The sequence below is a fragment of the Streptomyces laurentii genome (assembly GCF_040635425.1).
In the GTDB taxonomy this organism is placed as follows: Bacteria; Actinomycetota; Actinomycetes; order Streptomycetales; family Streptomycetaceae; genus Streptomyces; species Streptomyces laurentii.
Genome location: NZ_JBEYHT010000010.1, coordinates 139740 through 165735 on the forward strand (window position 1 = coordinate 139740; position 25996 = coordinate 165735).

22 protein-coding genes are annotated in these 25996 nt (G+C 71.5%); 20 read left to right on the forward strand and 2 right to left on the reverse strand.

Features of this window, described 5'->3' with window-relative positions; all coding sequences use genetic code 11:
* Positions 1-59 precede the first annotated feature (59 nt).
* Positions 60-713, reverse strand: coding sequence for a beta-class carbonic anhydrase (locus ABZ693_RS09565; protein WP_435842380.1), 654 nt, complete (start codon positions 711-713; stop codon positions 60-62).
* A gap of 266 nt (positions 714-979) precedes the next feature.
* On the opposite strand from ABZ693_RS09565, the gene rsmH reads away from it, so the two are divergent.
* The 16 genes from rsmH to ABZ693_RS09645 all read left to right on the forward strand — a co-directional run bounded on the left by rsmH (position 980) and on the right by ABZ693_RS09645 (position 18947).
* Positions 980-1936, forward strand: coding sequence for a 16S rRNA (cytosine(1402)-N(4))-methyltransferase RsmH (gene rsmH, locus ABZ693_RS09570; RefSeq protein WP_359875210.1), 957 nt, complete (start codon positions 980-982; stop codon positions 1934-1936).
* A gap of 118 nt (positions 1937-2054) precedes the next feature.
* Positions 2055-2501 carry a cell division protein FtsL gene (gene ftsL / locus ABZ693_RS09575; RefSeq protein WP_359875211.1) on the forward strand — a complete coding sequence of 149 codons (447 nt, stop codon included), beginning with the start codon at positions 2055-2057 and terminating at the stop codon, positions 2499-2501.
* Between the two features lie 3 nt (positions 2502-2504).
* Positions 2505-4541, forward strand: a complete 2037-nt coding sequence (locus ABZ693_RS09580) for a peptidoglycan D,D-transpeptidase FtsI family protein (RefSeq protein ID WP_359875212.1) — start codon at positions 2505-2507, stop codon at positions 4539-4541.
* A 16-nt stretch (positions 4542-4557) separates the two neighbouring features.
* Positions 4558-6294 carry a UDP-N-acetylmuramoyl-L-alanyl-D-glutamate--2,6-diaminopimelate ligase gene (locus ABZ693_RS09585; RefSeq protein WP_359875213.1) on the forward strand — a complete coding sequence of 579 codons (1737 nt, stop codon included), beginning with the start codon at positions 4558-4560 and terminating at the stop codon, positions 6292-6294.
* A gap of 4 nt (positions 6295-6298) precedes the next feature.
* Entirely contained in the window at positions 6299-7729 is a 1431-nt protein-coding gene (locus ABZ693_RS09590; RefSeq protein WP_359875214.1) for a UDP-N-acetylmuramoyl-tripeptide--D-alanyl-D-alanine ligase, read from the forward strand.
* Complete coding sequence (gene mraY, locus ABZ693_RS09595) at positions 7726-8796, forward strand: phospho-N-acetylmuramoyl-pentapeptide-transferase (protein WP_359875215.1); 1071 nt, start codon at positions 7726-7728, stop codon at positions 8794-8796. The genes ABZ693_RS09590 and mraY overlap by 4 nt, the downstream gene beginning before the upstream one ends.
* Positions 8778-10217 carry a UDP-N-acetylmuramoyl-L-alanine--D-glutamate ligase gene (gene murD, locus ABZ693_RS09600; RefSeq protein WP_359875216.1) on the forward strand — a complete coding sequence of 480 codons (1440 nt, stop codon included), beginning with the start codon at positions 8778-8780 and terminating at the stop codon, positions 10215-10217. The genes mraY and murD overlap by 19 nt, the downstream gene beginning before the upstream one ends.
* Positions 10218-10275: 58 nt before the next feature.
* Positions 10276-11625 carry a putative lipid II flippase FtsW gene (ftsW, locus tag ABZ693_RS09605; RefSeq protein ID WP_359875217.1) on the forward strand — a complete coding sequence of 450 codons (1350 nt, stop codon included), beginning with the start codon at positions 10276-10278 and terminating at the stop codon, positions 11623-11625.
* Positions 11626-11631: 6 nt separating this feature from the next.
* Entirely contained in the window at positions 11632-12726 is a 1095-nt protein-coding gene (gene murG / locus ABZ693_RS09610; protein ID WP_359875218.1) for an undecaprenyldiphospho-muramoylpentapeptide beta-N-acetylglucosaminyltransferase, read from the forward strand.
* A gap of 99 nt (positions 12727-12825) precedes the next feature.
* Complete coding sequence (locus tag ABZ693_RS09615; RefSeq protein WP_359875243.1) at positions 12826-13620, forward strand: cell division protein FtsQ/DivIB; 795 nt, start codon at positions 12826-12828, stop codon at positions 13618-13620.
* Positions 13621-13900: 280 nt separating this feature from the next.
* Positions 13901-15118, forward strand: coding sequence for a cell division protein FtsZ (ftsZ, locus tag ABZ693_RS09620; RefSeq protein ID WP_359875219.1), 1218 nt, complete (start codon positions 13901-13903; stop codon positions 15116-15118).
* Positions 15115-15894 (forward strand): peptidoglycan editing factor PgeF, encoded by a 780-nt coding sequence (gene pgeF, locus ABZ693_RS09625; RefSeq protein ID WP_359875220.1) that lies wholly within the window; start codon positions 15115-15117, stop codon positions 15892-15894. Before ftsZ ends, pgeF begins: the two co-directional genes overlap by 4 nt.
* The gene (locus tag ABZ693_RS09630; protein ID WP_359875221.1) at positions 15894-16613 is read left to right on the forward strand and encodes a YggS family pyridoxal phosphate-dependent enzyme; all 720 of its coding nucleotides are present in this window, start codon (positions 15894-15896) and stop codon (positions 16611-16613) included. The genes pgeF and ABZ693_RS09630 overlap by 1 nt, the downstream gene beginning before the upstream one ends.
* A gap of 136 nt (positions 16614-16749) precedes the next feature.
* Positions 16750-17373, forward strand: coding sequence for a cell division protein SepF (locus ABZ693_RS09635; protein ID WP_359875222.1), 624 nt, complete (start codon positions 16750-16752; stop codon positions 17371-17373).
* Between the two features lie 83 nt (positions 17374-17456).
* Positions 17457-17747 carry a YggT family protein gene (locus ABZ693_RS09640; protein ID WP_359875223.1) on the forward strand — a complete coding sequence of 97 codons (291 nt, stop codon included), beginning with the start codon at positions 17457-17459 and terminating at the stop codon, positions 17745-17747.
* Between the two features lie 66 nt (positions 17748-17813).
* Positions 17814-18947, forward strand: a complete 1134-nt coding sequence (locus tag ABZ693_RS09645; RefSeq protein WP_359875224.1) for a DivIVA domain-containing protein — start codon at positions 17814-17816, stop codon at positions 18945-18947.
* Positions 18948-19217: 270 nt separating this feature from the next.
* Here ABZ693_RS09645 and ileS read toward each other — a convergent pair whose 3' ends face one another.
* Positions 19218-22358, reverse strand: a complete 3141-nt coding sequence (gene ileS / locus ABZ693_RS09650) for an isoleucine--tRNA ligase (protein ID WP_359875225.1) — start codon at positions 22356-22358, stop codon at positions 19218-19220.
* A 583-nt stretch (positions 22359-22941) separates the two neighbouring features.
* On the opposite strand from ileS, the gene ABZ693_RS09655 reads away from it, so the two are divergent.
* The 4 genes from ABZ693_RS09655 (at position 22942) to ABZ693_RS09670 (ending at position 25920) form a co-directional block, all read left to right on the forward strand.
* Positions 22942-23787: a TraR/DksA family transcriptional regulator gene (locus ABZ693_RS09655; protein ID WP_359875226.1), complete on the forward strand. Its 846-nt coding sequence runs from the start codon at positions 22942-22944 to the stop codon at positions 23785-23787.
* 34 nt (positions 23788-23821) lie between these two features.
* Positions 23822-24394 (forward strand): signal peptidase II, encoded by a 573-nt coding sequence (gene lspA / locus ABZ693_RS09660; RefSeq protein ID WP_359875227.1) that lies wholly within the window; start codon positions 23822-23824, stop codon positions 24392-24394.
* A gap of 87 nt (positions 24395-24481) precedes the next feature.
* Positions 24482-25423 (forward strand): RluA family pseudouridine synthase, encoded by a 942-nt coding sequence (locus ABZ693_RS09665; protein ID WP_359875228.1) that lies wholly within the window; start codon positions 24482-24484, stop codon positions 25421-25423.
* On the forward strand, positions 25420-25920 hold the full coding sequence (locus ABZ693_RS09670; protein WP_435842381.1) for a GNAT family N-acetyltransferase: 501 nt from the start codon (positions 25420-25422) through the stop codon (positions 25918-25920). The genes ABZ693_RS09665 and ABZ693_RS09670 overlap by 4 nt, the downstream gene beginning before the upstream one ends.
* Positions 25921-25996: the final 76 nt, after the last annotated feature.

The window sequence follows — 25996 nt, forward strand, 5'->3', positions numbered from 1 at the left end:
TGTCACTCGCCCGTGACACGACTGGGACAACTGCGAGTGAATTGCCGGGGTTTGAGATGTTACGCGGCCGGGTCGGCGGTGTCGGCCGGAGTGTCGGACCCGGCGGGGTCGATCTCGCGCAGCCGGCCCGTCGTCACGTCGAAGACAAAGCCCCGCACGTCGTCGGCGTACAGCAGGAACGGGGAGGTCCGCACCCGCTTCATCGACTGGCGTACGTCCTGGTCGACGTCCCGGAACGCCTCCACCGCCCACGCCGGACGCTGTCCGACCTCGTCCTCGATCTCGTGCCGGAAGTCCTCGGTGAGGTCCTCCAGGCCGCAGTTGGTGTGGTGCACCAGCATCACGCTGCGGGTGCCGAGCGCCCGCTGGCTGATGGTGAGGGAGCGGATGACGTCGTCGGTGACGACACCGCCCGCGTTGCGGATGGTGTGACAGTCGCCGAGCTCCAGACCGAGCGCGGCGTGCAGGTCGAGGCGGGCGTCCATGCAGGCGACCACGGCGACGCGGCGGACCGGCCGCGCGTCCATTCCGGGGTCGGCGAAGTCGGCGGCGTAGTGCGTGTTCGCCCGGACGAGGCGGTCGATGACCGTGCCCTCGGTGCTCGTGGCGTCTATCGCGGCGGAGGAATGCGCGGAGGCAGAGGTCGACATGTCTCCGACGTTAGTGGGCGACACCCGTCCGAGCCTGCTGTGAGAGCGGACAAAGAGCGTCAATGAACCTTGTTGTGAGCGACTCCACAGAGGGGACCGGGCGGGGCCGGACGGGTGAATCACGCGGGCCGGCCGACTACGCTTGCCGGGCCGCGCGACGCGCCAGCCGGTTGGTTGACCGGGGGGTCCGGTGGACTAAAGTGGCGCGAAGTTCACGGAGACATCGCGCGATTTCCGCCGTTTCTCCCCGTACGTGCGGCGGTACCTACGGCTCGGCCCCCTGTCCGCTCGCCGGTGGTACCCGTCTCCGCCGGATCTGAGAGGGCGCTTTGAGCAACGACCGACATGTCCCGGTGATGCTTGAGCGGTGCCTGGACATGCTGGCACCCGCCCTGGAGCGCCCCGGCGCGGTCGTCGTCGACTGCACCCTCGGCCTCGGCGGACACAGCGAGGCGCTGCTGAGCCGCTTTCCCGAGGCCCGGCTCGTCGCCCTCGACCGGGACAAGGAGGCCCTGCGCCTGTCCGGCGAGCGGCTCGCCCCGTACGGAGAGCGCGCCACCCTCGTCCACGCGGTGTACGACGAGCTGCCCGAGGTCCTCGGCCGGCTCGGCATCCCGCGCGTCGACGGCGTCCTGTTCGACCTGGGCGTCTCCTCCATGCAGCTGGACGAGGCCGACCGCGGCTTCGCCTACGCCCAGGACGCCCCGCTCGACATGCGCATGGACCAGACGACCGGCATGAGCGCGGCCGAGGTCCTCAACACCTACCCGGCCGGTGAACTCGTCCGCATCCTGCGGGCGTACGGCGAGGAGAAGCAGGCCAAGCGGATCGTGTCGGCGATCGTGCGCGAGCGCGAGAAGGAGCCGTTCAGCAACAGCGCCCGGCTCGTCCAGCTGATCCGCGACGCGCTGCCGCAGGCCGCCAAGCGCACCGGCGGCAACCCGGCGAAGCGCACCTTCCAGGCCCTGCGCATCGAGGTCAACGGGGAACTCTCGGTCCTGGAGCGGGCGATCCCGGCGGCCGTGCGGGCGCTCGCCGTGGGCGGCCGGATCGCCGTCCTCTCGTACCACTCGCTGGAGGACCGGCTGGTCAAGCAGGTGTTCGCGGCGGGCGCCGCCACCACCGCGCCGCCCGGCCTGCCGGTCGTACCGGAGCAGTACCAGCCCCGTCTGCGACTGCTCACCCGCGGCGCCGAACTCCCCACGGAGGAAGAGATCGCCGAGAACCGGCGTGCCGCCCCCGCCCGGCTGCGGGGGGCGCAAAGGATCAGAGAGGACGCCTCATGAGCACCCCGCGCGTGGCCACGCGCCCCGCGGACGCGACGAGCGCGCACGCGAGAAGTACGGCGGCACGGAGCGCGCACGTGACGAGCGCGGCGGGACAGGGCGCGGGGGGAGAGCGGTGATGAGCGGGCGGAGCCCCCTCAAAGGGCGGGCCGCCCGGCTCGGCAAGCTCATGCCGTCCGGGCCCAGCACCGCCGCCCGCACCCCCTTCGTGCTGCTCGTCGTCACCCTGCTCGGCGGCGGCCTGATCAGCCTCCTGCTGCTCAACTCCGCGCTCAACCAAGGCTCCTTCCAGCTCAGCGAGCTGAAGAAGAAGACCACCGAACTCACCGACGAGGAACAGGCCCTCCAGCGGGACGTGGACGACAGCGCCGCCCCCGACGCCCTGGAGCGGCGGGCCCGCGAGCTCGGCATGGTGCCCGGCGACAGCCCCGCCTTCCTCGGCCAGGACGGCCGGATCATCGGCGTCCCCACCACGGCCACCCCCTCGCCCACGCCGGCGCCGGAAGCCACCACCCCGGCCCGGCCCCCGGCCGCCTCCACCGCCCCGACGACTTCCGGCAGGTGACCCGTGCCCTCCAAGGAGCCTCCGCGCCGCCGCGTTCCCGGCCCCGCGCGCCCCGCCCCGCAGCGCCGCCCCGCGGCCTCCGGCAGGACCGGCGGCGGAGCCGCCGGGGGCCGGCCGTCCGCCAAGTCCTCGGGCGGACCGGCCGCTTCGGGCAGGCCCGCCGGCCGCCCGGCGCCGCCCCGCCGCCCCGCCGCCCGGCCCGCCGCCAAGGCGCGCCCGCTCCGGCTCGGCAGCCCCAAGCCCCGGCTGCGTCTGGTCTCCTTCGGCCTGACCCTCGTCATGCTGGCCTTCGTCGTCCGCCTGCTCCAGGTCCAGGCCGTGGACGCGAGCGCGTACGCCGCCAAGGCCGAGAAGCACCGCTACCTGGAGTACGCGCTCCCCGCCGACCGCGGCGAGATCACCGACCGGGCCGGGATCGCGCTGGCCGCCAGCGTCGACGCGTACGACATCACCGCCGACCCCAAGCTCTTCACGCCCGCGGACGCCAAGATCAAGGACGCCCCCGAGCAGGCGGCCGCGCTCCTCGCGCCGATCCTCGGCAAGGAGCCCGCCGAGCTCGCCGCCAAACTCCGTACCCCCAAGTCCCGCTACACCGTCCTCGCCCGCAAGCAGACCCCGCAGATCTGGAACCAGATCAAGGACCTGCGGAAGGTCTACGAGCAGAAGGCCGCGCCCGCCCACGGCGGCAACGGCGTCAACCTGCTCGGCGGCATCCTCAGCGAGCCGGTCACCAAGCGCGTGTACCCGAACCGCGAACTCGCCGCCGGGATACTGGGTTACGTCAAGGCCGACGGCCACGGCGGCGGCGGCATGGAGACCATGCTCGACAAGGAGCTGTCCGGCAAGGACGGCAAGATCCGGTACGCCCAGTCCGGCGGCCGCCGGGTGCCCACCGTCGGCTCCCAGGGCACCCCGGCCGTGCCCGGCTCCGACATCGAGCTGACCATCGACCGGGACATCCAGTGGGCCGCCCAGCAGGCCATCACCGAGCAGGTCGCGGCGTCCAAGGCGGACCGCGGCTACGTCGTCGTCCAGGACACCCGGACCGGCGAGATCCTGGCCCTCGCCAACTCTCCCGGCTTCGATCCCAACGACCTGTCCGCGGCCAACTCCACCGCCATGGGCAACGCCGCCCTCCAGGACGCCTACGAGCCCGGCTCCACCAGCAAGGTCATGTCGATGGCCGCCGTCCTGGAGGAGGGCGTGGCCACTCCCGGCACCCATGTCACCGTGCCCAACACGCTGCACCGCGGCGACCGGCTGTTCCACGACGACATCGACCACCCCACCTGGTCGCTGACCCTCAACGGCGTCCTGGCGAAGTCCAGCAACATCGGCACCATCCTCGCCACCGGACGGCTCGGCAAGACCCAGGCCGAGTCCAACAAGGTGCTCTACGACTACCTGCGCGAGTTCGGCATCGGCCGGCCCACCGGGCTCGGCTATCCGGGCGAGACCCCCGGCATCCTCGCCAAGCCGCAGGACTGGTCGACCTCGCAGCAGTTCACCATCCCGTTCGGCCAGGGCCTGTCCCTCAACGCCGTCCAGGCCGCGTCCGTCTACTCGACCATCGCCAACAAGGGCGTACGGGTCGAGCCGACGCTGGTCCGCGGCACCAAGGGCCCCGACGGCCGCTTCACCCCGGCGGCCACGCCCGAGGAGACCCGGGTCGTCAGCGAGAAGACCGCCACCACCCTCTCGCGGATGCTGGAGTCCGTCGTCGACGACGAGGAGGGCACCGGCAACAAGGCCGCCGTCCCCGGCTACCGGGTCGCCGGCAAGACCGGCACCGCCAACCGGGTGGACCCCGAACTCGGCCGCTACAAGGGCTACACCGCGTCCTTCGCCGGCTTCGCCCCCGCCGACCAGCCCCGTGTGACGGTCTACTGCGCCATCCAGAACCCCACCAAGGGCAGCTACTTCGGCGGCCAGATCTGCGGCCCCATCTTCAAGAAGGTCATGGAGTTCTCGCTCAAGACCCTCCACGTCCCGCCGACCGGCAGCCGGCCCGCCCGGCTCCCGGTCACCTTCACTCCGTGACACTCCGGGAGCACCAGTGACAACGATCACCCCCCCTTTCGGGAACCAGGAAGGGACCCCCGGCGACGCCACGGACCGATTTAGCCCCGCGGCGGGTCAGCCCGGTACGCTCACCGCCGTGTCACACGCTGATCAGTACCGAACCACCCCGCCCCGCCCGGAGCGGCGGCGTCCCACCCCTCTGGTCGACCTCGCCGCGCGACTGGGCATCGAGCCCCCCGCCGCCGGTGGCGGCGTCGAGGTGTCGGGCATCACGCACGACTCGCGCGCCGTCCGCCCCGGCGACCTGTACGCGGCCCTCGCGGGGGCCCGCGTGCACGGTGCCGAGTTCGTCGCCCAGGCCGCCGGCCTCGGCGCCGCCGCGGTCCTGACCGACCCGGCGGGCGCCGACCGCGCCGCCGCGACCGGTCTGCCGGTCCTCGTCACCGAGGACCCGCGCGGCACGATGGGCGACCTCGCCGCCGAGATCTACGGACGGCCCGGCGCGGACCTCCTCCAGATCGGCATCACCGGCACCTCCGGCAAGACCACCACCGCCTACCTCGTCGAGGGCGGACTGCGCGGCGCGGGCAAGGCCACCGGCCTGGTCGGCACCGTCGAGATGCGCATCGGCGACGAGCGCATCAAGTCCGAGCGGACCACCCCGGAGGCCACCGACCTCCAGGCCCTGTTCGCGGTCATGCGCGAACGCGGCACCGAGGCCGTCGCCATGGAGGTCTCCAGCCACGCCCTCGTGCTCGGCCGGGTCGACGGCTGCGTCTTCGACGTCGCCGTCTTCAACAACCTGAGCCCGGAGCACATGGAGTTCCACTCCGACATGGAGGACTACTTCCAGGCCAAGGCGCGGCTGTTCACCCTGGAGCGCAGCCGGGTCGGCGTGGTCAACCTCGACGACGCGTACGGCCGCCGGCTCGCCGCGGAGGCGACCGTCCCGGTCGTCACCTTCTCCGCCGCGGGCAGTCCGGACGCCGACTGGCGCGCCGAGGACGTGGTCAGCGGCATGGCCGACTCCACCTTCACGGCCGTCGGTCCGGACGGGGTACGGATTCCGGCCACCGCGCCGCTGCCCGGCCCGTTCAACGTGGCCAACACCCTCGCCGCGATCGCCACCCTCGCCACCGCGGGCATCGACCCGAAGACCGCCGCCGACGGCGTCGCCGCCGTCCCCGGCGTCCCGGGCCGGCTGGAGAAGGTCGACGCCGGCCAGCCGTTCCTCGCGGTCGTCGACTACGCGCACAAGACCGACGCCGTCGAGTCCGTGCTGCGTTCGCTGCGCGAGGTCACCCCCGGCCGGCTGCACATCGTCATCGGCTGCGGCGGCGACCGCGACACCACCAAGCGCGGCCCGATGGGCGCCGCGGCGGCCCGGCTCGCCGACACCGCCGTCCTCACCTCGGACAACCCGCGCTCCGAAGACCCCCTCGCCATCCTCACCGCGATGCTCACCGGCGCCGCCGCCGTCCCCGCCGCCGAGCGCGGCGAGGTCCTCGTCGACGCCGACCGCGCCGCCGCCATCGCCGCGGCAGTCGACCGGGCCCGGCCCGGCGACACCGTCCTGGTCGCGGGCAAGGGCCACGAGCAGGGCCAGGAAGTCGCCGGGGCCGTACGCCCCTTCGACGACCGGCTGGTCCTGCGCGAGGCGATCGAACGCCGGCTGAGCCGGCCCGAGCCCCCCGTCGGCTCCGGCGCCTCCGTGACTCCCGACGCCCCGGACCCCCAGGACGCACCCCGTCACCAGAACAGTCAGGGATGAAGCAGTGATCGCCCTCTCCCTCGCCGAGATCGCCGAAATCGTCGGCGGGCAGCCGCACGACATACCGGATCAGGCAGCCCGGGTCACCGGACCGGTCGTCATCGACTCCCGGGAGGTGAAGCCCGGCAGTCTCTTCGCCGCCTTCGCGGGTGAGCGGGTCGACGGCCACGACTACGCGGAGCGCGCCGTCCAGGCGGGTGCGGTGGCGGTTCTCGCCGCCCGCCCCGTCGGCGTGCCCGCGCTCGTCGTCGAGGACGTCCAGGCCGCGCTCGGGGCTCTCGCCCGGTTCGTCGTCGGACGCCTCGGCACCGATGTCGTCGCCCTCACCGGCTCGGCCGGCAAGACCTCCACCAAGGACCTGATCGCCCAGGTCCTCCAGAAGCACGCGCCCACCGTGTGGACGCCGGGCTCCCTCAACAACGAGATCGGTCTGCCGCTGACCGCGCTCACGGCCACCGCCGAGACCCGTCACCTCGTCCTGGAGATGGGCGCGCGCGGAATCGGTCACATCCGTTACCTGACGGGTCTGACCCCGCCGCGGATCGGTCTCGTCCTGAACGTGGGCAGCGCCCACATCGGCGAGTTCGGCGGCCGCGAGCAGATCGCCCAGGCCAAGGGCGAGCTGGTCGAGGTCCTGCCGGCGGCCGAGGACGGCGGCGTCGCGATCCTGAACGCCGACGACCCGCTGGTGCGGGCCATGGCCTCCCGTACCCGGGCGAAGGTCGTCCTGTTCGGCGAAGCGGACGAAGCGGCCGTACGGGCCGAGAACGTCCGTCTCACCGCCACCGGACAGCCCGCTTTCCGGCTTCACACACCCACCGGGTGCAGCGACGTGACCTTGCGCCTGTACGGTGAGCACCACGTGTCGAACGCGCTCGCCGCGGCCGCCGTAGCCCATGAGCTCGGCATGCCCGTCGCGGAGATCGCCACCGCGCTTTCCGAGGCAGGCACCCTGTCGCGCTGGCGCATGGAGGTCACCGAGCGTCCGGACGGCGTGACGATCGTCAACGACGCCTACAACGCGAACCCCGAGTCCATGCGAGCCGCCCTGCGCGCGCTCGCGGCCATGGGCAGGTCTGGACAGGCCGAGGGATCCCGTACGTGGGCGGTGCTCGGCCCGATGGCCGAGCTTGGTGACGAGGCGCTCGCCGAGCACGACGCGGTCGGACGGCTCGCCGTCCGGCTCAACGTCAGCAAGCTCGTCGCGGTCGGGGGCAGGGAAGCGTCCTGGCTGCAACTGGGCGCCTATAACGAGGGTTCGTGGGGTGAGGAGTCGGTGCACGTGTCCGACGCGCAGGCGGCGATCGACCTGCTGCGCAGTGAGCTGCGGCCGGGGGACATCGTCCTGGTGAAGGCATCCAGGTCGGTGGGTCTGGAGCGGGTCGCCCTGGCACTGCTCGAGAACACCGGCGAGGGCGAGGTCGCCGGCCGATGAGGCAGATCCTCTTCGCGGGGGCCATCGGGCTCTTCCTGACCCTGATCGGCACCCCGCTGCTCATCAAGCTGCTCGCCCGCAAGGGATACGGTCAGTTCATCCGCGACGACGGCCCGCGCGGCCACGCCGGGAAGAAGGGCACGCCCACCATGGGCGGTATCTCCTTCATCCTGGCCACGCTCATCGCGTACGCCCTGGCCAAGGTCATCACCGGTGAGGACCCCACCTACTCGGGTGTCCTGGTGCTGTTCCTGATGACCGGTATGGGTCTGGTCGGTTTCCTCGACGACTACATCAAGATCGTCAAGCAGCGTTCGCTGGGTCTGCGGGCCAAGGCGAAGATGGCCGGCCAGCTGATCGTCGGCATCGCCTTCGCCGTGCTCTCGCTGCAGTTCGCCGACCTGCGCGGCAACACCCCGGCGTCCGAGCGGCTGTCCTTCATCACCGACTTCGGCTGGTCCATCGGGCCGGTCCTGTTCGTGGTCTGGGCGCTCTTCATGATCCTGGCCATGTCCAACGGCGTGAACCTGACGGACGGTCTGGACGGCCTGGCCACCGGCGCGTCGGTGATGGTCTTCGGCGCGTACACCTTCATCGGGCTGTGGCAGTTCCAGGAGTCGTGCGCCAACGCCATGACCCTGACGAACCCGAACGCCTGCTTCGAGGTACGCGATCCGCTCGACCTCGCGGTCGTCGCCTCCGCCCTCATGGGCGCCTGCTTCGGCTTCCTGTGGTGGAACACCTCGCCCGCCAAGATCTTCATGGGCGACACCGGTTCGCTGGCCCTCGGCGGCGCGCTCGCGGGTCTCGCGATCTGCTCGCGCACCGAGCTCCTGATCGCCGTCCTCGGCGGCCTCTTCGTGATGATCACCATGTCCGTGGTCATCCAGGTCGGCTCCTTCAAGATGACCGGCAAGCGGGTCTTCCGGATGGCGCCACTCCAGCACCACTTCGAACTCAAGGGCTGGACCGAAGTCCTGGTCGTCGTCCGGTTCTGGATCATCCAGGGCATGTGCGTCATCGTCGGCCTGGGCATCTTCTACGCGGGATGGGCATCCGAAAAGTGAGCGAACAGCCGGTCTGGCAGGGCAAGCACGTCACCGTCGCGGGGCTGGGCGTGAGCGGCGTTCCCGCCGCCCGCGCCCTGCACGCCCGGGGTGCGGTCGTCACGGTCGTCAACGACGGCGACGACGAGCGCTCCCGGGCGCAGGCCGCCGAGTTGGAGGCGGCGGGCATCACCGTCCGACTCGGCGACGGAGCGACCCTGCCGGCCGGCACCGAGCTCATCGTGACGGCGCCGGGCTGGCAGCCCGACAAGCCGCTCTTCCAGGCCGCCGAGGCGGCGGGCGTGGAGATCTGGGGCGACGTCGAGCTGGCCTGGCGCCTGCGTGGTCCCGGCGCGGCCCCGTGGCTCGCGGTCACCGGCACCAACGGCAAGACCACGACCGTACGGATGCTCGCCTCGATCCTGCGGGCGGCCGGTCTCAAGACCGCCGCCGTCGGGAACATCGGCGTCTCCCTGCTCGACGCCGTCCTCGGTGACGAGCCGTACGACGTGCTCGCCGTCGAACTCTCCAGCTACCAGCTGCACTGGGCGCCCTCGCTGCGCGCCCACTCGGCCGCCGTGCTCAACCTGGCGCCCGACCACCTCGACTGGCACGGCTCGATGGAGGCGTACGCCGCCGACAAGGGCCGGATCTACGAGGGCAACACGGTCGCCTGCGTCTACAACACGGCCGACCCGGTCACCGAGGAGCTGGTGCGCGAGGCCGACGTCGAGGAGGGCTGCCGGGCGATCGGCTTCACCCTCGGCACCCCCGGCCCCTCGCAGCTCGGCGTCGTCGAGGGCATCCTCGTCGACCGGGCCTTTGTGGAGAACCGGCAGAAGAACGCCCAGGAGCTGGCCGAGGTCTCCGACGTCCAGCCGCCGGCCCCGCACAACATCGCCAACGCGCTCGCCGCTGCGGCCCTCGCCCGCGCCTACGGCGTGCCGCCGCAGGCCGTACGGGACGGACTGCGGGCCTTCCGGCCCGACCCGCACCGCATCGAACTGGTCGAGGAGATCGAGGGCGTGGCCTACGTCGACGATTCCAAGGCCACCAACACCCACGCCACGGAGGCGTCGTTGGCGGCCTACGATCCGATTGTCTGGATCGCCGGCGGCCTCGCCAAGGGCGCGTCCTTCGACGAGCTGGTCCAGGCGTCGGCGAAGCGGCTGCGCGGGGTCGTCCTGATGGGCCGGGACCGCGGCCTGATCCGCGAAGCCCTGGCGCGACACGCCCCCGAGGTCCCGGTGGTGGACCTCGACCGGACCGACACTGGTGCGATGTCCGCGGCCGTCCAGGAGGCGGCGGCGCTCGCCCGGCCGGGGGACACGGTCCTGCTGGCGCCGGCCTGCGCGTCGATGGACATGTTCACCAATTACAACAAGCGCGGCGAGGCGTTCGCGGACGCCGTCCGCTCGCTCGCCGCGACCGGGCGCGCCTGACCTGACCAGTGACAAGGTCCCGGCCGCGCGCCGGGCACGACTGGAGGGGACGGCGAACATGCCGAGCAGAACCGCCGGGACGCGCAAGGCCGCCGCGGCACGCGGCGGCCCCGCCCCCGCGGCGCCCCGGCCACCCCGCCGGCCGCGCGCCGGCCGGGGAGGGGTCCGCGGGCTCCGCGAGCGGGTCATGCGGGCCTGGGACCGGCCGCTGACGGCGTATTACGTGATCATCGGAGCGGGACTGCTCATCACCGCGCTCGGCCTGGTGATGGTCTACTCCGCCTCGATGATCACGGCGCTCCGCTACGACCTGGTGCCCTCGTACTTCTTCCGCAAACAGTTCTTCGCGGCGCTCCTCGGCGCGGGCCTGCTCCTGGCCGCCTCCCGGATGCCGGTGAAGCTGCACCGGGCGCTCGCGTACCCGATACTGGTCGGCGCGATCTTCCTGATGGTGCTGGTCCAGGTGCCGGGGATAGGCGTCGCGGTCGGCGGCAACCAGAACTGGATCTCGCTGGGCGGCCCGTTCATGCTCCAGCCCAGCGAGTTCGGCAAGCTGGCGCTGATCCTGTGGGGCGCCGATCTGCTGGCCCGCAAACAGGACATGAAGCTGCTCACCCAGTGGAAACACATGCTGGTGCCGCTGGTGCCCGGTACGTTCCTGCTGCTCGGCCTGATCATGCTGGGCGGCGACATGGGCACCGCCATCATCCTGACGGCGATCCTGTTCGGTCTGCTGTGGACGGCCGGCGCGCCCACCCGGCTGTTCGTCGGGGTGCTCGCCGTGGCCGGCGCGATCGGCGTCCTGCTGATCAAGACCAGCCCGCACCGGATGGAACGCTTCCAGTGCCTGGGCGCCAGCGACCCCGGCGGCGCCGGCGATCCCTGCTGGCAGGCCGCGCACGGGATCTACGCGCTGGCCTCCGGCGGATGGTTCGGTTCCGGTCTGGGTGCGAGTGTGGAAAAATGGGGTCAACTTCCGGAAGCGCACACCGACTTCATCTTCGCCGTCACCGGGGAGGAACTGGGTCTGGCGGGGACGCTGTCGGTACTCGCCCTGTTCGCGGCTCTAGGCTATGCGGGTATCCGCGTGGCCGGAGGCACGGAGGACCCCTTCGTCAGGTATGCCGCGGGAGGCGTGACCACCTGGATCACGGCCCAGGCCGTGATCAACGTCGGTGCGGTGCTCGGTCTGCTGCCGATCGCCGGAGTCCCCCTCCCGCTGTTCTCCTACGGGGGCTCGGCCCTGCTGCCGACCATGTTCGCCGTCGGGCTGCTGATCGCGTTCGCGCGTCAGGAGCCCGCCGCGAAAGCGGCCCTGGCCATGCGCCCCGGATGGGGTGAGCGGGCCGGGGGGAGATGGAAGTCGATGCGACGGCGCGTCAAGAAGCGTCCGTCCGGAGAGCGGTGAATTTCGGTGCATGTCGTCCTTGCCGGTGGAGGTACTGCCGGCCACATCGAGCCCGCGCTCGCCCTCGCGGACGCCCTGCGCAGGCAGGATCCCACCGTGAGGATCACGGCGCTGGGCACGGAGCGCGGTCTGGAGACCCGGCTGGTGCCGGAGCGCGGCTACGAGCTGGCGCTCATCCCCGCCGTGCCGCTGCCGCGCAAGCCGACGCCCGAACTGCTCACCGTCCCCGGGCGGCTGCGCGGCACCATCAAGGCCGCCGAGCAGGTCCTGGAGCGCACCAAGGCGGACTGCGTGGTCGGCTTCGGCGGGTACGTGGCCCTGCCCGGCTATCTGGCCGCCAAGCGGCTCGGGGTACCGATCGTGGTCCACGAGGCCAACGCCCGGCCCGGCCTGGCCAACAAGATCGGCTCGCGGTTCGCCTCCGGGGTCGCCGTGGCCACCCCGGACTCCAAGCTGCGCGACGCCCGTTACATCGGCATCCCGCTGCGCTACACGATCGCGACCCTCGACCGGGCCCGGGTCCGCCCCGAGGCGCGCGCCGCGTTCGGTCTCGACCCGAACCTGCCGACGCTGCTGGTCTCCGGCGGCTCGCAGGGCGCCCGCCGCCTCAACGAGGTGGTCCAGCAGGTCGCCCCGGTGCTCCAGCGCTCGGGCATCCAGATCCTGCACGCGGTCGGCCCGAAGAACGAGGTGCCGCGTGTCGACAACATGCCCGGAATGCCGCCGTACGTACCGGTACCGTACGTGGACCGGATGGACCTCGCGTACGCCGCGGCCGACATGATGCTCTGCCGCGCGGGCGCGATGACCGTCGCCGAGCTCTCCGCCGTCGGACTGCCGGCCGCCTACGTCCCGCTGCCCATCGGCAACGGCGAACAGCGGCTCAACGCCCAGCCGGTGGTCAAGGCCGGCGGTGGACTCCTCGTCGACGACGCGGAACTGACGCCGCAGTGGGTGCAGGGCAACGTCCTGCCCGTACTGGCCGATCCGCACCGGCTGTACGAGATGTCCCGCGCCGCCGCCGAGTTCGGCCGCCGGGACGCCGACGAGCTGCTCGTCGGCATGGTGTACGAGGCGATCGCCGCCCGCCGTCAGGGATAACGGCGAGCGGGCCGGACGGGCGTGTGGCTGTCGAATGAATCGTCGACAGCCGGGGCGCCCGGCGGCGCGTGAGCCAGGACAAGCGGAGGAGATGCTGTGGTGGCGGGAACGGCGACCGGCAGGAAGAGCGGGGCCGACGCGTCCAGGAGGCCGTCACGGCGGCCGTCCGGGCCGGGTGTTCGGCGTTTCGGGACCCCCGGCCCGCGTGCGCTCCTGATCGCCTTCGGTGTCCTGCTCCTGACGGCCGGCGTCCTCTGGGCGCTGTACGGCTCGACCTGGCTCCGGGTGGAGCAGGTGAGCACCTCCGGCACGGAGGTGCTCACCCCCGCGGAGGTCGAGCGTGTCGCGGCGGTCCCGCTCGGCGCGCCGCTCGTGTCGGTCGACACGTCCGGCATCGAGGCGCGGCTGCGCGACCGGCTGCCGCGGATCGACCAGGTGGAGGTCGTGCGGTCATGGCCGCACGGAATCGGTCTGAAAGTGACGGAACGTCACCCGGTTCTTCTGCTGGAAAAGGGTGGAAAGTTTATCGAAGTGGACTCGTCCGGTGTCCGGTTCGCCACCGTCAAGGCCCCGCTCCGCGGTGTCCCGCGCCTCGTCCTCGACGTGGCCGGATCGCCCAGTCTGCGCCGTTTCGACGCCGACCGGCTGCTGACGGTCGCGGTAGGCGTGACGGGCGAACTCCCGGAGAAAATCGCCCAAGACGTCCGTGTCGTCCGGATTACCTCCTTCGACTCCATCACTCTGGAACTCGGCAAGGGCCGCAGCGTCTTCTGGGGCAGCGGCGAGCACGGGCCGGTCAAGGCGCGCGTGCTCACCGCACTCATGAAGGCGACTCCCAAAGCGGGACACTTCGACGTAAGTGCCCCCACCGCACCCGCCTCTTCGAGGAGTTGACGTTCATCGGCGCCGGTCAGCACCCTGGTTGGCCAGCGCTACGGGTGATCACATAGGGTGAAAAGAAAAACGGGAGGTTCGGCGTGTTCGTTGAACGGGCGCCGCTTGTCGACTTAGTGTCCTGTTCGGAAGAGTCCAGCGAACAGAGACACTGGTAACCCTAAACTTCAACGTTAGGGTTTGGGTCGGCGTTTCGGACCGTCCCAATCGGCATCCGTCGCCGCGTCGCGCCAACCATCGCGAAGCGGCGACACGTAACTCGAGGCGAGAGGCCTTCGACGTGGCAGCACCGCAGAACTACCTCGCAGTCATCAAGGTCATCGGTGTCGGCGGCGGTGGTGTCAATGCCATCAACCGAATGATCGAGGTCGGTCTCAAAGGCGTCGAGTTCATCGCCATCAACACCGACGCTCAGGCGCTGTTGATGAGCGACGCCGACGTCAAGCTCGACGTCGGCCGTGAACTCACCCGCGGCCTCGGGGCCGGGGCCAATCCGGCCGTCGGCCGCAAGGCGGCAGAGGACCACCGTGAGGAGATCGAGGAGGTCCTCAAGGGGGCCGACATGGTCTTCGTCACCGCCGGCGAAGGCGGCGGCACCGGCACCGGCGGCGCGCCCGTCGTCGCCAACATCGCGCGCTCGCTCGGCGCCCTGACGATCGGTGTGGTCACCCGCCCGTTCACCTTCGAGGGCCGCCGTCGCGCCAACCAGGCGGAGGACGGCATCGCCGAGCTCCGCGAAGAGGTCGACACCCTCATCGTCATCCCGAACGACCGGCTGCTGTCCATCTCGGACCGTCAGGTCTCGGTGCTCGACGCCTTCAAGTCGGCCGACCAGGTGCTGCTCAGCGGTGTCCAGGGCATCACCGACCTCATCACCACCCCGGGTCTGATCAACCTCGACTTCGCCGACGTCAAGTCGGTCATGTCCGAGGCCGGTTCGGCCCTGATGGGCATCGGCTCCGCCCGCGGCGACGACCGCGCGGTGGCCGCCGCGGAGATGGCGATCTCCTCGCCGCTCCTGGAGGCGTCCATCGACGGCGCCCGCGGCGTGCTGCTCTCCATCTCCGGCGGCAGCGACCTCGGTCTGTTCGAGATCAACGAGGCCGCCCAGCTGGTGAGCGAGGCCGCCCACCCCGAGGCGAACATCATCTTCGGCGCCGTCATCGACGACGCCCTCGGCGACGAGGTCCGGGTCACCGTCATCGCGGCCGGCTTCGACGGCGGCCAGCCGCCGGCCCGCCGGGACAACATCATCGGCTCGGCCTCCGCCAAGCGCGAGGAGCCGGCCCCGGCCCCCCGCGCCGCCGAGCCCGCCCGCCCGCTGGGCGGCCTCGGCACGGTGACCCCGCGCGAGGAGCCCGCCCCGGCCCCCGTCGAGCCGGTGCGCGCGGTCGGCGAGAGCTCGCTGCCGCCCGTCGCCCCGCCGGTGGTCCCGCCGGCCCGCCCGTACCCGGACACCTCGGCCGAAGAGCTGGATGTCCCGGACTTCTTGAAGTGATAGGGCAGCGTTACGACACGAGCGGCGCCCACTTCGCCTTCACCGACCGGTGGGGCGGGGTGAGCGCCGTTCCGTACGAGGAGCTCAACCTCGGCGGCGCCGTGGGCGACGACCCCGGCACGGTCCGGGCCAACCGGGCGCGGGCCGCCGAGGGACTGGGCCTGGACCCGGCGCGCGTGGTCTGGATGAACCAGGTGCACGGCGCCGACGTCGCCGAGGTCGACGGCCCCTGGGCGACGGACCGTGAGATCCCCCGCGTGGACGCCCTCGTGACGTCCCGTCCGGGCCTCGCGCTCGCCGTCCTCACCGCCGACTGCGTCCCCGTCCTGCTGGCCGACCCGGTCGCCGGAGTGGTGGCCGCGGCCCACGCCGGACGGCCCGGGATGGTCGCCGGAGTGGTCCCCGCCGCCGTCGAGGCGATGCGGAAGCGGGGCGCCGACCCCGCCCGGATCGTCGCCCGCACCGGCCCCGCGGTCTGCGGCCGTTGTTACGAGGTGCCGGCTTCGATGCGCGCCGAGGTGGCCGCCGTCGAGCCCGCCGCGTACGCGGAGACCTCCTGGGGCACTCCCGCCGTCGACGTCGCCGCCGGAGTCCGCGCCCAGCTGGAGCGGCTCGGGGTACGGGACGTCGCGGACGCCGGGGTGTGCACCCTGGAGTCCCGCGACCACTACTCGTACCGCCGCGACCGCACCACGGGGCGACTCGCGGGATATGTCTGGCTGGACCCCGAGACGTCCCGGGGCACGACCCCCGAATCCTGTGTGGGAAAGAACTGATGACGGACCGCAAGTCGGAACTCGCCGCGAACCTCGCGCGCGTGGAGGAGCGCATCGCCGAGGCGTGCGCGGCGGCCGGGCGCGCCCGGGACGAGGTGACCCTCATCGTGGTCACCAAGACCTACCCCGCGAGCGATGTGAGGTTTCTGCACGAACTCGGTGTGCGGCATGTGGCCGAGAACCGTGACCAGGACGCGGCCCCGAAGGCCGCGGCGTGTGCGGATCTCGACCTCAGCTGGCACTTCGTGGGTCAGTTGCAGACCAATAAGGTCCGCTCGGTGGTGGGTTATGCCGATGTGGTGCAGTCCGTCGACCGTTTGAAGCTCGTCTCCGCCTTGTCCGCGGCCGCGGTGAAGGCGGACCGCGAACTGGGCTGTCTGATCCAGGTCGCCCTCGACGCCGAGGCCGGCGGGCGGGGCGAGCGGGGCGGGGTGAGCCCCGACGGGATCGAGGAGTTGGCGGCGGCGGTGGACGCCGCGCCCGGGCTTCGTCTCGGTGGACTGATGACCGTCGCACCCCTGGTCGGTTCGTACGCGGGCCGGCAACGCGCCGCCTTCGAGCGGCTGATGGATTTGTCGACTGCCCTGCGCGCGACTCGCCCGACTGCGAACATGGTGTCAGCAGGGATGAGCGGGGACCTCGAAGAGGCCGTCGCGGCCGGTGCGACACATGTGCGCGTCGGTACGGCGGTGCTCGGAGTCCGCCCCAAGCTCGGGTAACGTCGCGAAGAGTCGGACCACAGCAGAAAATATGGTCAATCCGCCGAGGGGCGGGCGGACTCGTGGATCGCGGGCACGTGGTGACACTGCGACATTCGGTAAGGGCGATCCACCACAGAGCGGAGGAAGCGGCGATATGGCCGGCGCGATGCGCAAGATGGCGGTCTACCTCGGCCTCGTGGAGGACGACGGTTACGACGGCCGGGGGTTCGACCCCGACGACGACTTCGAACCCGAGTTGGAGCCGGAGCCCGAGCGCGACCGGCGCCACCACCAGCCCCCGCGGCAGGTGGAACGGGAGGAACCTGTACGGGTGGTGACGCCGCCCGCCCCCCGCGAGCCGGTGTCCCGTTCTGTCCCGGTTGCCGCCGAGAGCGGACGTCCGGCCCGAATTGCCCCCGTGGCATCCATCACACCCGAACGCCCGAGCCTGGAGAAGAACGCACCGGTGATCATGCCCAAGGTCGTGTCCGAGCGGGAGCCGTACCGCATCACCACGCTGCACCCGCGGACCTACAACGAGGCCCGTACCATCGGGGAACACTTCCGTGAGGGCACTCCGGTGATCATGAATCTCACGGAGATGGACGATACGGACGCGAAGCGACTTGTCGACTTTGCCGCCGGACTCGTCTTCGGTCTTCATGGCAGCATTGAGCGCGTGACGCAGAAGGTGTTCCTGTTGTCGCCTGCTAACGTCGATGTCACGGCGGAGGACAAGGCCCGTATCGCAGAGGGCGGATTCTTCAACCAGAGCTGAGAGCACGAGACCGAGAGGGGCCGGCCGCGAACGCGCGGCCGGACAAGTGAGAGCACGAAAGTCAGGGGAGAGGGAACCGCGGGATGGGCGTCGCACTACAGGTGGTCTACATCGCGCTGATGTGCTTCCTCGTCCTTCTGATCCTCCGACTGGTCATGGACTATGTCTTCCAGTTCGCCCGTTCGTGGCGGCCCGGGAAGGTGATGGTGGTCGTTCTGGAGGCCACCTACACGGTCACCGATCCACCGCTCAAGCTTCTTCGGCGGCTCATCCCGCCGTTGCGTCTCGGGGGCGTGGCACTCGACCTGTCCTTCTTCGTTCTAATGATCATCGTTTTCATCCTGATTCGCGTCGTAGAGGGTTTCGCGCGGTGAGTACGGGGTGAATGTGGACGATACGGTCTTGCCGACTGCCGACGACTACGTAGAGGTGAAGAAGAGATGCCGCTGACCCCCGAGGACGTGCGGAACAAGCAGTTCACGACCGTCCGCCTTCGAGAAGGCTATGACGAGGACGAGGTGGATGCCTTCCTCGACGAGGTCGAAGCCGAACTGACGCGACTGCTCCGCGAGAACGAGGACCTGCGCGCCAAGCTGGCCGCGGCGACGCGTGCCGCCGCGCAGAATCAGCAGCAGCAGAACATGCGCAAGCCCCCGGAGCAGCCGGAGCGTCCCGGCCCCGGCGGCCCTGGCGGGGCTCCCGTGCCCGCCGCCATATCGGGCCCGCCGGTACAGCAGCAGCCGCAGATGGGCCCGCCGCAGCTGCCGTCCGGTGCTCCTCAGCTTCCCGCGGGCCCGATGCAGGGCGGCCCGATGGGTCCCGGCCAGATGCAGCAGGGCGGTCCCATGGGACCTGGCCAGATGCAGCAGGGCGGTCCCATGGGACCTGGCCAGATGCAGCAGGGCGGCCCCATGGGTCCCGGCCAGATGCAGCAGGGCGGCCCCATGGGTCACCCGCAGCAGCAGCCGATGCAGCCGCCGGCCCCGCAGGGCCCCGGTGGCGACAGCGCCGCGCGCGTCCTGTCGCTGGCTCAGCAGACCGCCGACCAGGCGATCGCGGAGGCCCGTTCCGAGGCCAACAAGATCGTCGGCGAGGCCCGTTCGCGCGCCGAGGGCCTGGAGCGGGACGCCCGCGCCAAGGCCGACGCCCTGGAGCGGGACGCGCAGGAGAAGCACCGCGTCGCGATGGGCTCCCTGGAGTCCGCCCGCGCCACCCTCGAGCGCAAGGTCGAGGACCTGCGGGGCTTCGAGCGTGAGTACCGCACCCGTCTGAAGTCGTACCTGGAGTCGCAGCTGCGTCAGCTCGACTCGCAGGCCGACGAGTCGCTGGCCCCGCCGCGGACCCCCGCGGCCCCGTCCCTGCCGCCGTCGCCCTCGATGGCCTCGGCGGGCGCGGGTGCCCCGTCCTACGGCGGCAACAACGCGATGGCCGGCGGCCCGTCGTACGGCGGCCAGCAGCAGATGGCCCCCGCGATGACGCAGCCGATGGCTCCGGTGCGGCCGCAGGCGCCGCAGCCGATGCAGCAGGCGCCGGCGCCGATGCGCGGGTTCCTCATCGACGAGGACGACAACTGAGGGCGGCGGAGCCGCGCGTGAGCGCGTAGCCGTCGGCGGCAGTCGTGAAAGGCCGGTTCCCGGGGTCACTCCCGGGGGCCGGCCCTTCGGCGTTTCCGGGGGCGTTTCGGGGGTGCGGGCCGGGTGCGGGGCGCTGGGTGGATGCGAGGTGGGTGGGGGCTTGTGGTCGTGGGGCCCTCTCCGCCGGTGGGGGCTGCTCGCGCCTGCCCCCTGGAGATACGCGAGAGGCCCGGCTCCACCGTGCGGTGAAGCCGGGCCTCTGTCGGGTTGTTACGCCTTCTTCAGACGGAAGGTGAGGGACAGGCCCTCGTCCTCGAAGGGGGTGCCGTAGGTGTCGTCGGCGTCGCCCTCGGCGTGGTCCGTCGCGAGGACCTCGTCGGCGATGAGGCCGGCGTGGGCCGTCAGGGCCTCCGTGGTCTCCGGTGAGGCGGAGGTCCAGCGCAGGGCGATGCGGTCCGCGACGTCGAGGCCGCTGTTCTTGCGGGCCTCCTGGATCAGCCGGATCGCGTCACGGGCCAGGCCCGCCTTGCGCAGCTCCGGGGTGATCTCCAGGTCCAGGGCGACCGTGGCGCCCGAGTCGGAGGCGACCGACCAGCCCTCGCGCGGGGTCTCGGTGATGATGACCTCCTCGGGGGTGAGGAGGATCGTCTCGCCGCCGACCACCAGCGGGGCCTCGCCGCCGCGCAGCGCCAGGGCCAGCGCCGCCGCGTCGGTCGCCGCGACCGCCTTGGCGACGTCCTGCACGCCCTTGCCGAAACGCTTGCCGAGCGCGCGGAAGTTGGCCTTCGCCGTCGTGTCGACGAGCGAGCCGCCGACCTCGGAGAGGGACGCGAGGGAGGAGACGTTCAGCTCCTCCGTGATCTGCGCCTGGAGCTCCGGGGAGAGGTCCGCGAAGCCCGTCGCCGCCACCAGGGCGCGCGACAGCGGCTGACGCGTCTTCACGCCCGACTCGGCGCGCGTCGCGCGGCCCAGCTCGACCAGGCGGCGGACCAGGAGCATCTGCACGGACAGCTCCGGGTTCACCAGCGCCGCGTCCGGCTCCGGCCAGGTGGCCAGGTGGACGGACTCCGGGGCGTCCGGGGTGACCGGGACGATCAGGTCCTGCCACACCCGCTCGGTGATGAACGGGGTCAGCGGGGCCATCAGCCGCGTCACGGTCTCCACGACCTCGTGGAGGGTGCGCAGCGCCGCCTTGTCGCCCTGCCAGAACCGGCGGCGCGAGCGGCGCACGTACCAGTTGGACAGGTCGTCGACGAACGCCGAGAGCAGCTTGCCGGTCCGCTGGGTGTCGTAGGCCTCCATCGCCTCGGTGGCCTCGGCCACCAGCGTGTTCAGCTCGCCGAGCAGCCAGCGGTCGAGGACCGGGCGGTCGGCCGGCGCCGGGTCGGCCGCCGACGGGGCCCAGCCGGACGTACGGGCGTACAGCGCCTGGAAGGCGACCGTGTTCCAGTACGTCAGGAGGGTCTTGCGGACGACCTCCTGGATCGTGCCGTGGCCCACCCGGCGGGCCGCCCACGGCGAGCCGCCGGCGGCCATGAACCAGCGCACCGCGTCGGCGCCGTGCTGGTCCATCAGCGGGATCGGCTGCAGGATGTTGCCCAGGTGCTTGGACATCTTGCGGCCGTCCTCGGCGAGGATGTGGCCGAGGCAGACCACGTTCTCGTACGAGGACTTGTCGAAGACGAGGGTGCCGACCGCCATCAGCGTGTAGAACCAGCCGCGGGTCTGGTCGATCGCCTCGGAGATGAACTGGGCCGGGTAGCGGGCCTCGAACAGCTCCTTGTTCTGGTACGGGTAGCCGTGCTGCGCGAACGGCATCGAACCCGAGTCGTACCAGGCGTCGATGACCTCGGGCACGCGCACCGCTTCGAGGGAGCAGCCCTCGGCCGGGCAGGTGAAGGTGACGGCGTCGATGTACGGGCGGTGCGGGTCGAGGTCCGACTGGTCGGTGCCGGTCAGCTCGGTCAGCTCGGCGCGCGAGCCCACGCACGTGAGGTGGTCGTCGGCGCAGCGCCAGATGGGCAGCGGGGTGCCCCAGTAGCGGTTGCGGGACAGCGCCCAGTCGATGTTGTTGTTCAGCCAGTCGCCGAAGCGGCCGTGCTTGACCGAGTCCGGGAACCAGTTCGTCTTCTCGTTCTCTTCGAGAAGGCGGTCCTTCACGGCGGTCGTGCGGATGTACCAGGACGGCTGCGCGTAGTAGAGCAGCGCCGTGTGGCAGCGCCAGCAGTGCGGGTAGCTGTGCTCGTACGCGATGTGCTTGAAGAGCACGCCGCGCGCGTCCAGGTCGGCGGTGAGCGCCTCGTCGGCCTTCTTGAAGAAGACGCCGCCGACCAGCGGCACGTCCTCCTCGAAGGTGCCGTCGGGGCGGACCGGGTTGACGACCGGCAGTCCGTACGCCTTGCAGACCTTGAGGTCGTCCTCACCGAAGGCGGGGGACTGGTGGACCAGACCCGTACCGTCCTCGGTCGTCACGTACTCGGCGTTGACGACGTAGTGCGCCGGCTCGGTGAACTCGACGAAGTCGAAGGGACGCTGGTAGGTCCAGCGCTCCATCTCGGCACCGGTGAACGACTCGCCGGTGGTCACCCAGCCCTCGCCGAGCGCCTTGTCGAGCAGCGGCTCGGCGACGACCAGGCGCTCGTCGCCGTCCGTGGCGACCACGTAGGTCACCTCGGGGTGGGCGGCGACGGCCGTGTTGGACACCAGGGTCCACGGGGTGGTCGTCCACACCAGGAGCGCGGCCTTGCCGGCGAGCGGGCCGGAGGTCAGCGGGAAGCGGACGTAGACGGACGGGTCGACGACCGTCTCGTAGCCCTGCGCCAGCTCGTGGTCCGAGAGGCCGGTGCCGCAGCGCGGGCACCACGGGGCCACCCGGTGGTCCTGGACGAGCAGGTCCTTGTCGAAGATGGTCTTCAGCGACCACCAGACCGACTCGATGTACGCGGGGTCCATGGTGCGGTACGCGTCGTCCATGTCGACCCAGTAGCCCATGCGGTCGGTCAGCTCGGCGAACGCGTCGGTGTGCCGGGTCACGGACTCGCGGCACTTGGCGTTGAACTCGGCGATGCCGTACGCCTCGATGTCCTTCTTGCCGGTGAAGCCCAGCTCCTTCTCGACGGCCAGCTCGACCGGCAGGCCGTGGCAGTCCCAGCCGGCCTTGCGGGCGACGTGGTAGCCGCGCATGGTGCGGAAGCGGGGGAAGACGTCCTTGAAGACGCGGGCCTCGATGTGGTGGGCGCCCGGCATGCCGTTCGCGGTCGGAGGGCCCTCGTAGAACACCCATTCGGGGCGTCCCTCGGACTGCTCCAGACTCTTGGCGAAGACCTTGTTCTCGCGCCAGAAGTCGAGCACACCGTGCTCGAGCGCGGGCAGGTCTACCTGGGCGGGTACCTGGCGGTACTGCGAAGACATCGATCTTCCTCCGGCGGATGTGCCACGTTTCCGTCCGGAGGGACGAGAGCCTCGGCTCCCGCGGTACCACCCTCCTTGGCCACGGGCGCGTCCACGCCCGAAGCCCCCTCATTGGGGTCGCGACACCGGTTCTAGTCGCCGCGGTCGGATCTCCGCGGCTTTCTTCCGGCAGCTCCGGGGTGATGCTTCACCTCGCGCACACCCCCGGGCTCGCACCGTCCCCGGGTCGCTCATGGCTGCGTACGACGCTACTCGTCCCCATCCAAGCCTCTCGCTCCGCCCAGTGTACGGGGCCGGGCGCGGGTCGGCCGACCCGTTTTCCGGCGGGGCGGGGGCGGTGGCCGTGCCCGGCCCGGCGTGACCCGAATGGCGACACGGCCCCGGGCGGACTTCGGCGAGGGCCATGTGGGGGACTCCCGGCACGGAGGGCCCGGCCACGCGCGCGTGCGGCCGGGAAGGGGTGCCCGGGGGCGGTGCCGGGGCGCGGAAAGGGGCGGCGTGCCCCGTTGCCGAGGGCCCTGGGCCGATTTATCGTCCCAGCACGATTCGCGCGCAAGATCACAAAATGTGAAGGGGCCGCGACATGGTGGCGAAGAAGACCGCCGCGGAGAAGACGGCGCCGCCGGCCGGGAAGGCGGCGGCGAGGAAGGCGACGGCCGGAACGGCTGCCGAGGACGCCGGAGAGGCGGCCGGGAAAGCGGCCGGAGAGGCGGCCGAGGCGGCGCCCGCGAAAGCGGCGCCGAAGACCGCCAAGACCGCGAAGAAGGCCGCCGCGAAGAAGACCGCGGCCAAGAAGGTCGCGGCCAAGAAGACCGCCGCGAAGAAAGCCGCCGCCAAGAAGGCCGTCGCGAAGAAGACCGCCGCCTCCGAGGCCCCCGCGAAGAAGAGCACGGCGCGGAAGACCGCGTCGAAGAAGGCCCCGGCCCCCCAGGCCGCGAGCGAGCAGACAGGAGTACGGAAGGTGCCAGCGAAGAAGACCGCGGGGGTCGCCACGAAGGTCGGGGCCGACGCCGCCGTGCCCCCCGCACGGGCCGGTGAGCTCGCCGTACGCCCGGGGGAGGACCCGTGGACCCCCGAGGAGGTGGCGGAGGCCCGCAGCGAGCTGCAGTCGGAGGTGCTGCGGCTGCGCAGCGAGCTGATCCACTCCAAGGAGGAGCTGACCGGCCTCATGCGCGACGGCGGCGAGGGCGCCGGCGACGACCAGGCCGACACCGGCAGCAAGAACATCACGCGCGAGCACGAGCTGGCCCTGGCCGCGAACGCCCGCGAGATGCTGGAGCAGAGCGAGCACGCCCTGGAGCGGCTCGACACGGGGACGTACGGTCTGTGCGAGGTCTGCGGCAAGCCCATCGGCAAGGCCAGGATGCAGGCGTTTCCGCGGGCCACCCTGTGTGTCGAGGACAAGCAGAAACAGGAACGCCGCGGCTGACACGCGCGCGAGGGTGTGTCGTACCCTCGTGCACATGGCAGAGGCGGAGAGCGTCATCGGTACCCCCGATTCAGCAGGTGCCGACGAGTCGGCAGGTCCCGGGACCGAGGTGCGTCCTCAGGGGAAGAGGAAGCTCGCGGCGCTCTTGGTGGTGGCCGTGCTCGCGTACCTCATCGACCTCGGCAGCAAGATGCTCGTGGTCGCGAAGCTGGAGGGGCACGAGCCGATCGACCTGATCGGCGACCTGCTGCGGCTCAGCGCCATCCGCAACCGGGGCGCCGCCTTCGGCATGGGCGAGGCGTACACGGTCATCTTCACGCTGATCGCCTCCGTCGTGATCACGGTGATCATCCGGCTGTCGCGCAAGCTCTACAGCCTGCCCTGGGCCATCGCCCTCGGCCTGCTGCTCGGCGGCGCGCTCGGCAACCTGACCGACCGGATCTTCCGCTCGCCGGGCGTCTTCCGGGGCGCGGTCGTCGACTTCATCGCGCCCGCGCACTTCGCCGTCTTCAATCTCGCCGACTCGGCGATCGTCTGCGGCGGCATCCTGATCGTGCTGCTGTCGTTCCGTGGCCTGGACCCCGACGGCACCATCCACAAGGACTGACTCCGCACGGTCCGGGATCGCGTGGCGAAGTGCCGTGAGGTGCCGGCGAGGTCCGAGGGCCTCCCGGCACAAGGCATACTCGACAGGGTGAGCACGAGTCCCGAGATCCGCACCCTGCCCGTACCCGACGGCCTGGAGGGCGAGCGCGTCGACGCCGCCATCGCCCGCATGTTCGGGTTCTCCCGTACGAAGGCGGCCGAGCTGGCCGCCGCCGGGAAGGTCCTCGTCGACGGGTCCGTCGTCGGCAAGTCCGAGCGGGTCAGCGGTGGCGCGTGGCTCGAGGTCGAGATGCCCGGCGCGCCCGCGCCCGTGCAGATCGTGGCCGAGCCCGTCGAGGGCATGGAGATCGTCCACGACGACGACGACATCGTCGTGATCATGAAGCCGGTCGGCGTCGCCGCCCACCCCAGCCCCGGCTGGACCGGCACCACCGTCATCGGCGGCCTGGCCGCCGCCGGCTACCGCATCTCCACCTCCGGCGCCGCCGAGCGCCAGGGCATCGTGCACCGCCTCGACGTCGGCACCTCCGGTCTGATGGTGGTGGCGAAGTCGGAGTACGCGTACACGTCGCTGAAGCGCCAGTTCAAGGAGCGCGTGGTCGACAAGCGCTACCACGCCCTCGTGCAGGGCCACCCGGACCCGCTGAGCGGCACCATCGACGCCCCCATCGGCCGGCACCCGAACCACGACTACAAGTGGGCCGTGACCGCCGAGGGCAAGCCCTCCGTGACCCACTACGACCTCATCGAGGCGTACCGGGCGGCCTCGCTGCTCGACATCAAGCTGGAGACGGGCCGCACCCACCAGATCCGCGTGCACATGTCCGCCCACCGCCACCCCTGCGTCGGCGACATCACCTACGGCGCCGACCCGACCATGGCCAAGCGCCTCGGCCTGACCCGGCAGTGGCTGCACGCGGTCCGGCTCGGCTTCGAGCACCCCGCCGACGGCCGCTGGGTCGAGTTCGCGAGCACCTACCCGGCCGACCTGCAGACCGCCCTCGACCGGATCGCGGCCGAGAGCCGGTGACCGCCTCCGCCGAGTCGGCCCCGGTCACCTCGACCCTCGCGTACGAGGTGCGGGAGGTCGCCGGGACCGCCGACCGGGACGCCTGCTTCGCGGTGCGCCGCGAGGTCTTCGTCGAGGAGCAGGGCGTCACGGCGGAGGAGGAGTACGACACGTACGACGAGACCGCCGTGCATCTGCTCGCGGTCCGCGCCGACGGCGTGCCGCTCGGCACCGGACGGCTGCTGTACGGGGCGGACGCCCTCGGCAAGACGGCCGCCGACGCCTCCGTGGGCTCGCTCGGCCGGCTCGCCGTGGCGCGCGCCGCCCGCGGCCTCGGGGTCGGCGCCGCGCTGGTGCGGGCCATCGAGGACGCGGCCCGGGCCCGCGGCCTCGCCGCCGTCGACCTGCACGCCCAGACGCACGCCCTCGGCTTCTACGAGCGGCTCGGCTACGTGGTCTACGGACCGGAGTTCCCCGACGCGGGCATCCCGCACCGGGCGATGCGCCGCACGCTCTGAGTCGTTCCCACGGGGGCGTACCGGCTCACGGGTGGATGACCGGGGGCAATCGGCGCCAAATCGGGCGTACGTGACA

Excerpts from the sequence above, each read along its gene's own strand:
- ABZ693_RS09630 (WP_359875221.1), top strand. The coding sequence starts at position 15,894 with ATGACGGACCGCAAGTCGGAACTCGCCGCGAACCTCGCGCGCGTGGAG.
- lspA (WP_359875227.1), top strand. The coding sequence starts at position 23,822 with ATGGCAGAGGCGGAGAGCGTCATCGGTACCCCCGATTCAGCAGGTGCC.
- ABZ693_RS09635 (WP_359875222.1), top strand. The coding sequence starts at position 16,750 with ATGGCCGGCGCGATGCGCAAGATGGCGGTCTACCTCGGCCTCGTGGAG.
- mraY (WP_359875215.1), top strand. The coding sequence starts at position 7,726 with ATGAGGCAGATCCTCTTCGCGGGGGCCATCGGGCTCTTCCTGACCCTG.
- ABZ693_RS09655 (WP_359875226.1), top strand. The coding sequence starts at position 22,942 with ATGGTGGCGAAGAAGACCGCCGCGGAGAAGACGGCGCCGCCGGCCGGG.
- ileS (WP_359875225.1), bottom strand. The coding sequence starts at position 22,358 with ATGTCTTCGCAGTACCGCCAGGTACCCGCCCAGGTAGACCTGCCCGCG.
- ABZ693_RS09640 (WP_359875223.1), top strand. The coding sequence starts at position 17,457 with ATGGGCGTCGCACTACAGGTGGTCTACATCGCGCTGATGTGCTTCCTC.
- ftsW (WP_359875217.1), top strand. The coding sequence starts at position 10,276 with ATGCCGAGCAGAACCGCCGGGACGCGCAAGGCCGCCGCGGCACGCGGC.
- murD (WP_359875216.1), top strand. The coding sequence starts at position 8,778 with ATGGGCATCCGAAAAGTGAGCGAACAGCCGGTCTGGCAGGGCAAGCAC.
- ABZ693_RS09645 (WP_359875224.1), top strand. The coding sequence starts at position 17,814 with ATGCCGCTGACCCCCGAGGACGTGCGGAACAAGCAGTTCACGACCGTC.
- ftsL (WP_359875211.1), top strand. The coding sequence starts at position 2,055 with ATGAGCGGGCGGAGCCCCCTCAAAGGGCGGGCCGCCCGGCTCGGCAAG.